This window comes from Nocardioides immobilis (assembly GCF_003515065.1).
Lineage (GTDB): Bacteria > Actinomycetota > Actinomycetes > Propionibacteriales > Nocardioidaceae > Nocardioides > Nocardioides immobilis.
The window spans coordinates 220,828-233,846 of sequence record NZ_QXGH01000013.1; the positions used below are offsets into that span (position 1 = coordinate 220,828).

At 72.5% G+C, this 13,019-nt stretch carries 9 protein-coding genes; 7 read left to right on the top strand and 2 right to left on the bottom strand.

From position 1 onward, the window contains the following. Nucleotides 1-108 precede the first annotated feature (108 nt). The 4 genes from D0Z08_RS09840 to D0Z08_RS09855 all read left to right on the top strand — a co-directional run bounded on the left by D0Z08_RS09840 (nucleotide 109) and on the right by D0Z08_RS09855 (nucleotide 5,488). Nucleotides 109-771 carry a hypothetical protein gene (locus D0Z08_RS09840; protein WP_118925060.1) on the top strand — a complete coding sequence of 221 codons (663 nt, stop codon included), beginning with the start codon at nucleotides 109-111 and terminating at the stop codon, nucleotides 769-771. Nucleotides 772-897: 126 nt separating this feature from the next. Further along, nucleotides 898-3,489, top strand: a complete 2,592-nt coding sequence (gene clpB / locus D0Z08_RS09845) for an ATP-dependent chaperone ClpB (protein WP_118925061.1) — start codon at nucleotides 898-900, stop codon at nucleotides 3,487-3,489. A gap of 51 nt (nucleotides 3,490-3,540) precedes the next feature. Further along, a complete protein-coding gene (locus D0Z08_RS09850; RefSeq protein ID WP_118925062.1) occupies nucleotides 3,541-4,632 on the top strand; it encodes a hypothetical protein in 1,092 nt (363 codons plus the stop codon). 46 nt (nucleotides 4,633-4,678) lie between these two features. Beyond that, on the top strand, nucleotides 4,679-5,488 hold the full coding sequence (locus tag D0Z08_RS09855; protein ID WP_118925063.1) for a hypothetical protein: 810 nt from the start codon (nucleotides 4,679-4,681) through the stop codon (nucleotides 5,486-5,488). Here the strand turns inward: D0Z08_RS09855 and D0Z08_RS09860 are convergent. Continuing rightward, on the bottom strand, nucleotides 5,477-6,652 hold the full coding sequence (locus D0Z08_RS09860) for a pyridoxal phosphate-dependent aminotransferase (protein WP_281271718.1): 1,176 nt from the start codon (nucleotides 6,650-6,652) through the stop codon (nucleotides 5,477-5,479). The genes D0Z08_RS09855 and D0Z08_RS09860 overlap by 12 nt on opposite strands. Nucleotides 6,653-6,706: 54 nt before the next feature. Here D0Z08_RS09860 and D0Z08_RS09865 point away from each other — a divergent pair, with 54 nt between their 5' ends. After that, the gene (locus tag D0Z08_RS09865) at nucleotides 6,707-9,781 is read left to right on the top strand and encodes an FAD-dependent oxidoreductase (RefSeq protein ID WP_118925064.1); all 3,075 of its coding nucleotides are present in this window, start codon (nucleotides 6,707-6,709) and stop codon (nucleotides 9,779-9,781) included. 18 nt (nucleotides 9,782-9,799) lie between these two features. Here the strand turns inward: D0Z08_RS09865 and D0Z08_RS09870 are convergent, their stop codons facing one another. After that, nucleotides 9,800-10,795, bottom strand: coding sequence for an FHA domain-containing protein (locus D0Z08_RS09870; protein ID WP_118925065.1), 996 nt, complete (start codon nucleotides 10,793-10,795; stop codon nucleotides 9,800-9,802). Nucleotides 10,796-10,814: 19 nt separating this feature from the next. Between D0Z08_RS09870 and pyrE the strand changes: the two genes are divergently transcribed. Continuing rightward, the gene (gene pyrE, locus D0Z08_RS09875; protein ID WP_245993834.1) at nucleotides 10,815-11,354 is read left to right on the top strand and encodes an orotate phosphoribosyltransferase; all 540 of its coding nucleotides are present in this window, start codon (nucleotides 10,815-10,817) and stop codon (nucleotides 11,352-11,354) included. A gap of 104 nt (nucleotides 11,355-11,458) precedes the next feature. Beyond that, nucleotides 11,459-13,015: a fibronectin type III domain-containing protein gene (locus tag D0Z08_RS09880; RefSeq protein WP_118925067.1), complete on the top strand. Its 1,557-nt coding sequence runs from the start codon at nucleotides 11,459-11,461 to the stop codon at nucleotides 13,013-13,015. The last annotated feature ends 4 nt before the right edge of the window (nucleotides 13,016-13,019 follow it).

The following is a 13,019-nucleotide window of genomic DNA, read 5'->3' on the forward strand; positions in this document are numbered from 1 at the left end:
ATCCGCAGTCAGCCGTTGTGGGGAGGCCGAATGGGTCCTTCGCCGGACGACGACACCCGCGCGGCTTCCTAGCGTCGTCCGCATCATCACCACGACCTGGAGGTAGTCATGACCACGACCACACTGCGACACCGTGCCGCGCTCGCCGGCCTCGTCCTCGGATCCCTTCTCCTGACCGTCGACGACCTCGTCAAGCCCGAGGGCGGCGACGGCGCCAAGGGCATGGCTGAGGCGGTGGCGGAGGCGCCGACCGCGTGGCTCGTCGGCTGGACCCTGACGATGCTCGGCGCGGCCGTCCTGCTCCCAGGGATCGGCGCTCTCAGCGGCCGGGTCGGGAAGCGAGGCGCTGGACTCACCACGGCCGGCATCGTGCTGATGGGCGCCGGCCTGATCGGAACCGCGGCACTCGCTGCCAGCAACCTGGTCCTCGAGCCGGTGGTGGGGGGCGACGCCGCGTCGGCGATCCCGACCATCGAGCGCATGAACGAGAGCGCAGCGCTGCTCGTCGTCTTCCTGCTCTACCTGCCGGGTCGCTTCCTCGGCCTTCCGCTGCTCATCGGTGGGCTCGTCCGGGCGGGCCTGGCCCCGATGTGGACGGTCGTCGCCGGGGTCGGCTCGGTGCTCGTCGGCTTCGTCGGGTCCGCGATCGTTCCCGAGGCCGACGCCGTGTCCTCGGTGCTCATGCTGCTGGCCTTCGGCGGCGTCCTCACCCACCGCCCGGCGGCCGTTCGCGACGATGCGACGGTTCGTGCGCAGGTTTCGCAAACTTGAGTGGAACAGACTCAACTTTGCCGACGTTGGAAAGGGTGGACGTCCGGCCCGTGATCCCTGGGGGATGCGGCCCGAGGCCGGACGCGCCACGATCAGACCAACCGACGTCCGGAGGAGAGCCACCACATGAGCCAGTTCGGGGCCGACAAGTTCACCACTCGCAGCCGGGAGGCGATCGAGGCAGCCCAGCTCGCCGCGACCACCGCCGGCAACAGCAGCACCGAGCCGATCCACCTGCTCGTCGCGCTGCTGCTCCAGGAGGGTGGCACGGCAGCCTCGATGATCGCCAAGGCCGGGGCCGACCCGTCCGCCCTCGTGAGCGCCGCTGTCGCCCAGCGCGACGCGCTGCCGTCGGCCAGTGGGACGACCGTGCAGCAGCCGGCCGGCTCGGCCGCGCTCACCCGGGTGCTGGCGCAGGCGCTCGACCTCGCCACGTCGATGAAGGACGAGTACGTCGCGACCGAGCACCTGCTGATCGGCCTCGCGACCGTCGAGAGCAGCGCCAAGAAGGTGCTGACCGACGCCGGGCTGACCGAGGCCGGACTGCGTGACGTGCTGAGCGCCGTGCGCGGCAACCGCCGCGTCACCTCGCAGGAGGCGGAGTCGACGTACGAGGCGCTGGAGAAGTACTCCGTCGACCTCACCGCCGCCGCCGAGGAGGGCCGCCTGGACCCGGTCATCGGCCGGGACTCGGAGATCCGTCGCGTGGTCCAGGTGCTGTCGCGCCGTACCAAGAACAACCCGGTGCTCATCGGCGAGCCCGGCGTCGGCAAGACCGCCGTCGTGGAGGGACTCGCCCAGCGGGTCGTCGCGGGCGACGTGCCGGACTCACTGAAGGGCCGCCGCGTCCTGAGCCTCGACCTGGCGGCGATGGTTGCGGGTGCGAAGTACCGCGGCGAGTTCGAGGAGCGGCTCAAGGCCGTGCTCGAGGAGATCAAGGACGCCGGCGGGCAGGTCATCACGTTCATCGACGAGCTGCACACCGTCGTCGGCGCGGGCGCCGGCGGCGACTCCGCGATGGACGCCGGAAACATGCTCAAGCCGATGCTGGCGCGCGGTGAGCTGCACATGATCGGCGCGACGACGCTCGACGAGTACCGCGAGCGGGTCGAGAAGGACCCCGCCCTGGAGCGCCGTTTCCAGCAGGTCTTCGTCGGCGAGCCGTCGGTCGAGGACACCATCCAGATCCTGCGCGGCATCCAGGAGAAGTACGAGGCGCACCACGGCGTGCGGATCACCGACGCCGCGCTGGTGGCCGCCGCGACCCTCAGCGACCGCTACATCACGGGCCGCAACCTGCCGGACAAGGCGATCGACCTCGTCGACGAGGCAGCCAGCCGGCTGCGGATGGAGATCGAGTCCTCCCCGGAGGAGATCGACCAGCTCCGCCGGCAGGTCGACCGGATGAAGATGGAGGAGTTCGCGCTCGCCAAGGAGAGCGACGACGCCTCCGTCGAGCGCCTCGAGGCCCTGCGCGCCGACCTCGCCGACAAGGAGGAGTCGCTGCGCGCGCTCGAGGCCCGCTGGGAGCGGGAGAAGGCCTCGCTCGAGGGCGAGGGCGAGCTGCGCCGCCAGCTCGACCAGCTGCGGGTCGAGGCCGACCGCTACTACCGCGCGGGCGATCTCGCGAAGGCCGGCGAGTACCTCAACGGCCGGATCCCCGAGATGGAGCGGCGGATCGCGGAGTCCGAGGCCGCGGAGAAGGCGGACATTGACGACAAGCTGGTCGGCGAGGAGGTCGGGGCCGAGCAGGTCGCCGAGGTGGTCGAGGCCTGGACCGGCATCCCGACCGGGCGGATGCTGCAGGGCGAGACCGCCAAGCTGCTCGAGATGGAGTCGGTCATCGGCAGCCGGCTGATCGGCCAGGCCGACGCGGTGCGCGCGGTCAGCGACGCCGTACGGCGGGCGCGCGCCGGGATCGCGGACCCCGACCGGCCGACCGGGTCGTTCCTCTTCCTCGGCCCGACCGGTGTCGGCAAGACCGAGCTCGCCAAGTCGCTCGCGGACTTCCTGTTCGACGACGAGCGCGCGATCGTCCGGATCGACATGAGCGAGTACTCCGAGAAGCACGCGGTAGCGCGCCTGGTCGGTGCGCCTCCGGGCTACGTCGGCTACGAGGAGGGCGGCCAGCTGACCGAGGCGGTACGGCGCAGGCCGTACTCCGTCGTACTCCTCGACGAGGTGGAGAAGGCCCACCACGAGGTCTTCGACATCCTGCTGCAGGTGCTCGACGACGGCCGGCTGACCGACGGCCAGGGCCGCACGGTCGACTTCCGCAACACGATCCTGATCCTCACCTCCAACCTCGGGTCGCACTACCTCGTCGACCCGACGCTCGACCCCGAGAAGCAGAAGGAGTCGGTGCTCGCCCTGGTCCGGCAGCACTTCAAGCCGGAGTTCCTCAACCGGCTCGACGAGATCGTCACCTTCGACGCGCTGTCGAAGGCGGACCTGGAGCAGATCGTCGACATCCAGCTTCGCCACCTCGAGGGCCGGCTCGCCGTACGACGGATCACCCTCGAGGTCACCGACACGGCCAAGGAGTGGCTGGCCGAGGCGGGCTACGACCCGGCGTACGGCGCCCGCCCGCTCCGTCGCCTGATCCAGACCGCGATCGGCGACCAGCTCGCCAAGGCGATCCTCGCCGGGACGGTCACCGACGGCGGCACGGTCGTCGTGGACCGGACCGAGCAGGGCCTCGAGCTCAAGGTCGGGTGACGGGGCTGACCGGCTGGTCCCGCGTGGGGGTGCGTCTGGTCCAATGGAGACATGTCCGAGAAGGCGCCCCGTCCGGGGCAAGCCACGTTTGCCGCCTGGCTGATCATCGGGGGATCGGTGGTCCTGGTGCTCACGGCGTGGCAGCGGATCTCGACCCTCCACACCCTCGAGGTGCAGGAGGAGCTCCGGCGCGTGCTGTCCGAGCCACCGCTCTCGGGCAGCGGCCTCGGCCTGAGCGGACTGAAGACCACGATCCGGATCATGTGCATGGTCGCGGCAGCCGCGGCGACGGCCTCGGCGATCCTCGGGTGGCACGCGCTGCGCCGCTCGACGAGCGCGCGGCTCGCGCTCACCCTGCTGGCGCCCGTCGTGCTCATCGGCGGGTTCGCCACTGCGGGGGTCTTCGCGCCGCTGGTCGTCGCCGGTGTGGTCATGCTGTGGCTGCGACCGACCCGCGACTGGTTCGCGGGCCGGCCGTGGGTCCCCGCGCGGCCGGGCCTGACGCCGCGTCGGGTCGATCCGTTCGCGCCGCAGGCGAACCCCCCCGAGGAGAGGCACGGCGCCGCGCCCACGGCGCCGGACGCGGCTCCCACCCCGCCACCGGCATCGTCCGTGCCAGCCGCACCCACCTCCGGCGGGCCCGGCCCGTTCGCCGGTGCGTACGGCGCCCCGCTGCCGCCGCCCGCGCCGACAGGGTCGCCCGACTCTCTCCGCGCGAAGCGTCCGGGCGCCCTGGTCGCCGCCTGCGTGATCGTGTGGGCCTCGTGCACGCTCGTCTCCGGCGTCATGGTGCTGTTCTCACTGATCATGGCCGTCGCGCGGGACGAGTTCTTCGCCGAGCTGGAGCGCCAGCAGCCCGACTTCAACATGCAGGGGATGACCGAGGCCGAGCTGGCGGCGGGGACCTACGTCATGACCGCCGGCGTCGTCCTCTGGAGCGCTGCCGCGATGGTGCTGGCCGTGCTGGCGTTCCGGCGGATGGCCTGGGCGCGGATCGCGCTGGCGGTCTTGACCGGCGGCGCGGTCGTGATCCTGCTCGGCGCGACGCTGCTCAGCCCGTTCGTCAGCGTCCTGCTGGTGGCGGCCGGGGTGACGCTCTGGTTGCTGCTCCGGTCCGACGTCACCGCCTGGTTCAAGAGGTAGCCGCCGGCGGCTGCGCACCCGCGGATCGGTGCGCCACAATCACGTGATGCCCGACCAGCGGGATGCGCAGCGGATAGCGACGCTTCTCGACTTCCCCGACGCCCATCCCTACAAGAAGTGGTGGGGGTCCCACTGGCGCCTGGTCGCGCTCGCGGACCTCGGCGCCCAGCCGCCTCCGTCGGCGCTCGACAAGGGCGTCGGCCAAGTGCTCGGCTGGCTCGACGAGCACCGCGACGTCCGGAGGTTGCGCAACGGCCTGCCGCTGCGGCACGCGTCGCAGGAGGGCAACGCGGTCTATGCCTGCGTCCGGCTCGGCGTCGACGACGACCGGGTGGAAGGGCTGGTCCAGACGCTCCTCGAGAGCCAATGGCCCGACGGGGGATGGAACTGCAGCCGGAACGCGAGCGGTCGCCGGTCCTCGTTCCACGAGTCGGTCACGCCGGCGATCGGGCTGGCGGTCTTCGGGGCGGAGCGCGACGACGAGGTCGCACGCGCGGCCGCACGGCGTACGGCGGACCTGCTCCTCGACCACGACCTGTTCCGCAACCGCGCGACGGGCGAGCCGATCCACCCGTCCTTCGTCGTCCTGCACTACCCGCCCTACTGGCACTACGACCTCCTCCAGGGACTGGTGCTCTGCGCCCACCTCGGCGTCCTCGACGACCCGCGTGCGAAGGACGCGCTCGACCTCGTCGAGAGCCGGCGCGATGCGAAGGGGAGGTACCCCAGTAGGTCCTGGGAGTCGTCGACCAACCGGGACGTGATCGCGTGGGGCAGAAGCCCCGACAACGACGTCCTCGCGCGTCGCGCCGACGCCGTGCTGCGCGCGGCCGGTCGCCTCCCGTCAGGCCTCTAGGTCTGCTCCGGCGAGGCGTCGCAGCGCCTCGTCGATGACGTCCGCCTCCTTGCAGAAGGCCCACCGCACGAGCTGACGTCCCGCGCCCGGGGCGTCCGCGTCGTCGTAGAAGACCTCCATCGGCACCGCGACGACGCCGGCCCGCTCCGGCAGGGCCCAGCAGAAGTCGCGACTGCTGGCCCAGCCAAGGCCGGTGATGTCGGTGGTCGCGAAGTACGTGCCCTCCGGGACGTACGGCGTCAGCCCGGCCGTCTCGAGCCCGGCGACCAGCCGGTCGCGCCGCCCCTGGAGGCTGCGTGAGAGCTCGGCCGGGAAGTCCGGGCAGTCGTCGAGCGCCGTCGCGACCGCCGGCTGCAACGGCGCGCCGGACGTGAAGGTGAGCCACTGCTTGGCGGCGAACAGCGCACCGACGAGCGGAGCCGGGCCGGTTGCCCAGCCGACCTTCCAGCCGGTGAACGAATAGGACTTGCCCGCGCTCGACAGCGTGATCGTCCGCTCCCACATCCCGGGCAGGGTCGCGAGGGGCACGTGCTCGTGGTCGTCGAACACCAGGTGCTCGTAGACCTCGTCGGTCACCACCACCAGGTCGTGCTCGATCGCCACGGCGGCGACCGCCTCCAGCTCGGCGCGGCTGAGCACGGTGCCGGTCGGGTTGTGCGGGCTGTTGAGCAGGATCAGCTTGGTGCGCGGGCCGACCGCGGCGCGCAGCTCGTCGGGATCGAGGCGGAAGCCGGGGGCGCGCAGGGTGACGGGTCGTCGTACCCCTCCCGCGAAGGTGATCATCGCGGTGTAGGAGTCGTAGTAGGGCTCGAGCACGACGACCTCGTCACCCGGGTCGACCAGGCCGAGCAGCGCGGCTGCGATGCCCTCCGTGCAGCCGGTCGTGACCACGACCTCCGAGTCGGGGTCGAGGTCGATGCCGTAGTGCCGTTGCTGGTGGCGCGCGATCGCCTGCCGGAGCGCGGGGACCCCGATGCCGGGTGCGTACTGGTTGGCGCCGCCCTGGAGCGCGGCCACCGCACGCGCGATCACCTCCGGCGGGCCGTCGCGGTCGGGGAAGCCCTGCCCGAGGTTGACCGCTCCGGTGCGGATCGCGAGGGCGGACATCTCGGTGAAGATCGTGGTCCCGATGCCGTCGAGGCGGCGGGCTCGGCGATAGGTCACTCATTTATCCAAGCGCACGACGCGAAACGGCCGCAGCATCTCTAGTGTCCTGCCATGACGGATCCGCAGATCGAGATCCGCGAGGTGGGTCAGCCGCCCCGCGTGGTGAGCGTCGACCATGCGCTCGAGATCGGTCGCGACCACATCGGCCTGCGGATCGCCGACGAAGGTGTCTCGCGGCGGCACCTCAAGCTGCTGCCGAGCCCGCTCGGCCTCTCCGCGGTCGACCTGGGCAGCCGCAACGGCACCCTGCTCAACGGGGTGCCGCTCGTGAACCGGGCCGAGCTTGCCGACGGCGACGTGCTGCGGATCGGGCGCACCGACCTCGTCGTACGGCTGCCGATGACCGCAACGCCGGTCCCTGCCGGGCCCCGGGTCCGGGCGGTCGCCTCGGTCGGCCTGGTCCCGGCCCCGCCATCCCTGGTCGCGCCGCCACCGACGCCGAGCGCCGCCGGCTCCCTGGTCCGCCGGGTGCTGCTGGGCGCCGAGACCGACCCCGTCTTCCGCACCTACACCGAGCTGCCGGCGCGGGTCCCGGTCCGGGTGTGGCGGGCGGTGCGGGTCGTCAGCGTCGTGAGCTACCTGGCCCTCGCCGGCGTGCTGGTGGTCTGGCCGGAGACCGGCCTGCGGATCTTCTTCGGCGTCGTGATCCCGCTCCTCCCCGTCCTGTTCTTCCTCGCGCCCGGCATCTGGCGCAACATCTGCCCGCTGTCGTCGGCGAACCAGTCCGCCCGGGTGCTGGGCTTCACCCTCGGCCGGACTGCGCCGCAGTGGATACAGGAGCGCGGCTACCTGCTCGCGATGACGCTCTTCTTCGGGATCGCCAGCGCGCGGCTCGCCGTCTTCAACGACAGCGGTACGGCGACCGCCGTACTCCTGCTCTGCGTGATCGGCGCCGCGTTCGCCGGCGGCGTGCTCTTCAAGGGCAAGAGCGGGTGGTGCAGCAGCATCTGCCCGTTGCTGCCGGTGCAGCGGCTCTACGGCCAGACGCCGTTCGTGCTCTCGCCCAACAGCCACTGCCGGCCGTGCCTGGCCTGCACCCGCAACTGCTACGACTTCCAGCCCCAGCTCGCGCAGCAGGCGGACCTGCACGACCCGGACGCCCGGTGGCACCAGCCGCGCCGGCTGTTCGCGAGCGCGCTCCCCGGGTTCATCCTCGGCTTCTTCGTCCTGCTCGGCCGGCCCGAGCTCAGCACCGCCGAGACCTACGGGCAGCTGGCGATCTACGTCGCGGCCAGCGTGGGCGGGTTCTTCGCCCTGGAGGCGTTCCTCGGCATCTCGTCCGGGATGGTCACCGCGTTGTGGGGCGCGGTCGCGCTCAACCTCTTCTACTGGCACGGCACCCCGCGGGCGGGCGAGGCGCTCTCCGCGCTCCTCGGTGTCGGCGACCTGTCCTGGCTGCGCTGGCCGGTGCTCGGGCTGGTGCTGCCGCTCACCATGCTCTGGCTGGTCCGCACCTACGGGGCCGAGCGGCGCTATCTCGCGGAGACCGGCGTCGAGGAGGTCACCGACCTCGGGATGCCCGTGGTGCCGGCCGCCGCGACGCCCGCCGCCACCCCGGCAGCGGAGGGGCCGGCGGCCGAGGTGGACTTCGTCGAGGCGGCGACCCCGGTCCCGGCCAGCGCCGGCCAGAGCATCCTCGACCTCGCGGAGGGCTGCGGACTGGCCATCGAGGCGGGCTGCCGGATGGGGGTGTGCGGTGCCGACCCGGTGGCGGTCGTCGACGGCGCGGACCTGCTCAGCCCCGTCGAGGACGAGGAGCGCTCCACGCTCCGGCGGCTCGGGCTGGCGCCGAACACCCGGATGGCCTGCTGCGCCCGCGTCAGCGAGGGCCAGGTCCGGGTCAGCCTGACGCCGGAGCGGGGCGGCGCCGTGGGGGAGGCCCCACCCGCCGTCTACGACCGCTCCATCACCAGCGTCGTCATCATCGGCACCGGCGTCGCCGGCGTGACGACCGCCGACTTCGTCCGGCGCGGCCACCCGGACTGCGAGATCCACCTGGTCGGCGCCGAGCCGCACCTGCTGTACAACCGGATGGCGATCTCGCGGGTGGTCTACGGCCGCACCGCGATGACCGGGCTGCCGCTCCTCGACGAGCAGTGGTACGACGACCACCGGCTCACGACGTGGCAGAACACCCTCGCCACCGAGGTGGACCTGAGCCGCCGGGTCGTCGTGCTCGGCACCGGCCAGCGGCTGTTCTTCGACCGGCTGGTGCTCGCCACCGGCTCCCGCGCGACCACGCCGCTGCTGCCGGGCTTCGGGGGCGCCGGCACCTTCGTGCTGCGGACGGCGGAGGACGGGGCGCGGATCCGGGCCTACGCCCAGCGGCACGCGGTGCGCGCGGCGGTCGTCGCCGGCGGCGGTCTGCTGGGGCTGGAGGCCGCGCACGCGCTCGGCCGGCTCGGGCTCCGGGTGACGGTCCTCGAGCGGAGCGACCGGCTGCTGGCGCGCAACATCGACCCCCGCGCCAGCCAGCTCGTGCACCAGCACCTGACCCGGACCGGGATCGAGGTCCGCTACCGGGTCTCCGCGGCCGCGCTCGAGGGCGGGAGCACGCTGCAGCGGGTCCGGCTGAGCGACGGCTCGGAGCTGCCGGCCGGGCTGTTCCTCGCCGCCATCGGGATCACCCCGAACATCGAGCTCGCGGCGGGCGCCGGCATCGCGGTCGATCGCGGCATCGTGGTCGACGACCGGATGCGCACCAGCGTCGCGGGGGTCTACGCGGTCGGGGACGCGGCGCAGCACGACGGCGCCGTGCTCGGGCTGTGGCCGGTCGCCGCCAAGCAGGCCGAGGTCGCCGCCGCCAACCTGCTCGGCGACCACGAGTCGCTCGCGGCCGACCTGCCGGCGATGATCCTCAAGGGCGTCGATCTCGACCTCACCGCGATCGGCCGGGTGGAGCCGGCGCCGGGCGACGAGGTCTTCACCGAGGACCTGCCCGCGCTGCCGTCGTACCGCAGGCTGCTCGTCCACGACGGCGTGGTCGTGGGGGTGCTCGTCCTCGGGCCGCACCCGGAGTTCCTGGCTGCGGCGACCACCGCGGTCAAGCGCGGACTGAGCCTCGACCCCGTGGCGCTGGCCCGGATCCGCGCGGGGGACTGGCTGGCGGTCCGGGACGCCGGCTGACCGGCTGGGTCAACCGGGTCACCGCTCGTCGGCGGGCTTGAAGGTGTAGACGCGCAGGCCGAACCGGAGGCTGTGCCCGATCGGCACCGGCACCGGGTCGAGCCCGATCCGGGTCCACGTCTCGTCGCCCGGCGCCGCGATGAACGTCCCGTTGGCCGACCGTGCGTCGCGCACCGTCACCTCGTCGCCGGTCACCGAGACATAGGCGTGGATCCGCGAGATGAGCTGCTCGCCGTCGTCGATCTGGATCGGCGAGGCAGCGCCGCGCACGACGGCCGGGTCCTGCCGGGGGTCGCGGCCGAAGACGTAGTTGCGGTCGAGCGGCACCCGGCTGCCGTCGTCGGCGTGCAGGACCGGGATCTGGTCGGCCAGGTGGACGGTCTCGTGCGCGACGTTGGCGACGGCGGTGCCGACCTCCTCCACGGTTGGCGGGCGCGGGGTCACGATCGCGGAGCGCGGCGCGGGGGTGGGCTCCGGCGTCGGCGCGGGAGTGGGTGTCGGAGCGGGCGCTGGCGTGGGCGTGGGCGTGGGCGTTGGCACGGGTGCCGGTGCCGGGGCCTGCGCGTCCGGCTCCGCCTCGAGCACCAGCCCGGACCCGATCAGCATGCCGTCCCGCAGGTCGCTGCGGGGTGCGGCCTCGACCTGGCCGGGTGCGACGGTCAGCACCACCCGGCGATGGACGCCGAACGCCCGTTCGCGCCAGGTCCACAGGCCACCGCCGTCGAGCTCCTCGCCGTCGACGACCGCCCGCGCGGAGCCGTGCACCAGCACCCGACGGTCGTGCGGGCCACCGATGGCGAGGGCGAGCGCGGGCACACCGGGCTGGTGGGCGGCCATCAGGCCGACCACCTGCCAGAGGAGGGCGCGCGGGTTGCCGTGCCCGGCGGAGACCAGGCGGAGCAGCTGGTCGGTGAACGTGTCACGGTCGGGGGCCACGACGAGGGCGACCTCGCCGTACCTCGCCACCACCCCGTCGCCGGGCTGGACCCCGGCCCGGAACCTGCCGTCTGTCATGGCACTAGCCTTTCACCTCGTGACCACGACCGATCCTGATCTCGCGGCCGACATCGACGCCACCTGCCGTCTCAGCGGGGAGTTCACCCTCCGCTCGGGCCAGGTCAGCAGCGAGTACTTCGACAAGTACCTCTTCGAGGCCGACCCGCTGCTGCTCGCGCGCGTCGCGCGGGAGATGGCGCAGCTGCTGCCGACCGACACCGAGCTGCTCGGCGGTCTCGAGATGGGCGGCATCCCGATCGCGACCGCGATCAGCCAGCTGATCGGAATGCCCGCCCTGTTCGTGCGCAAGGAGGCCAAGAAGTACGGCACCTGCAAGCTGGCCGAGGGTCCGGCGTACGACGGCCGGCGGATCACCCTCATCGAGGACGTGATCACGACCGGTGGGGCGGTCCGCGACGCGACCAACGCGCTCCGGGCCGGTGGCGCGATCGTGGACACCGTCGTCTGCGCCATCGACCGCAGCCCCGAGGGGGTCAACCCGCTGGCGGACGTCGGGCTGGAGATCCGGCCGGTGCTGACCAAGGCCGAGCTGGACGCCGTACGTTCCCAGGGATGAACAACATCGTTCTCAGGAACGATTGAGCCGCTCGTGAGGCGTCGATCGGGCCTCCCGGGGGATTGGCTGTGCACCACAGTCCAACCCGACCTGGAGCACCCACGATGTCCAAGATGCCTGTCCACCCGTCACCGAAGCGCCGCTTCCTCCGACGCCTGAGCCCCGTGCTGCTCGTCGCCGCGATGGTGGCCGCGGTGGTCGGGTTCACCGCACCGCCTGCCTCGGCGGTCGCGAAGTGGAACTCCGGATCCACCAAGTACACGACGATCACGAACTGCCCGTCGATCATCTGGGGCAACCCCTACCAGGAGTTCGGCATCGGCGCGTTCGTGTCGTACTGGGGCGACCAGACGTCCAACCCGATCTCCCCGGCGGTCGGGGAGACCACCTACCTCGACACCTACGCGATGCGGGTCGGCTCGCACTGCAGCACGCCGATCATCTATCCCCGGTTCGTGCTGCCCGCCGGCGTCGAGTTCGACCGGACCCAGGCGATCAAGTGCTACTACACCCCGCCGGGCCAGGCCCAGCGCCAGGTCACCCACGCCGGTGAGTGCCCGCAGTGGGCGAACCTCTCCGCCAACGGCTACTACTCCAACTCGGTGAGCGGCTGGGGCGGCGGCTGGCCGCTGCCGTCGGTCAACGGCAACAACGGCTCGGCGTGGGAGTTCCTGGTGCCCATCAAGGCCACCTCGCAGGTCTTCGGCGCGCAGCTGACCACCGAGCTCGGCATCGCCGACGGGAACGCGGGCCCGACGCTCAACCTGACCGTGCCCTTCTACACGGGTCCGGCGCCGGTCACCGCGCCCGGGGCGCCGACGAACGCGGCTGCGACCGCGACCTCGCCCACCAGCGCACGGGTCTCCTTCAACCCGCCGGCGAACGACGGGGGCGCGGCGATCACCAGCTACACCGCCCGCTGCATCAGCCCGAGCGGCGGCGCCACCCAGACAGCGAACGGCAACGCCAGCCCGGTCCACGTCATGGGCCTGAGCCCCAACCACACCTACGCCTGTGACGTGCGGGCCAACAACAACGTCGGCAGCGGCGCGTGGTCCAACGCGAGCGGCAACTTCACCACGCCACCGGCCACCACCGCACCGAGCGCGCCGACGAACGTGACCGCCACCGTGCTGACCAAGACCAGCGCCCGGGTGGGCTTCACCCTGCCGGCGTCCAACGGCGGCAGCCCGATCACCGAGTACCGGGCGAAGTGCGTCTCCGGCGACGGAGGGACCAGCCGCGCCGCGGTCGGGACCAGCTCCCCGATCACGGTCAACAGCCTGACGGCGGGCAAGCGCTACCGGTGCACGGTCCGCGCGACGAACGCCGTGGGGTCGACGTACTCGACGCCTACCCCCCGCTTCCTGGCGGCCGTGGCTCCCACGGCGCCTCGGAACGTGGTGGCGACCGTCGCCTCGCCGACGTCGGCCAAGGTCACCTTCGGTGTGCCGGCGGACAACGGCGGCAGCCCGGTCACGTCGTACCGAGCGAAGTGCGTCTCCACCGACGGCGGGGTCGCGGGCACGTCGACCGGCACCGCGTCGCCGCTGACCGTGACGGCGCTGACGACGGGCAAGCGCTACCGGTGCTACGTCGGGGCGACGACCGCGGCGGGCACGACGTACTCCGCCAAGACGCCGGCGTTCCTGGTGCAGTGAGGCG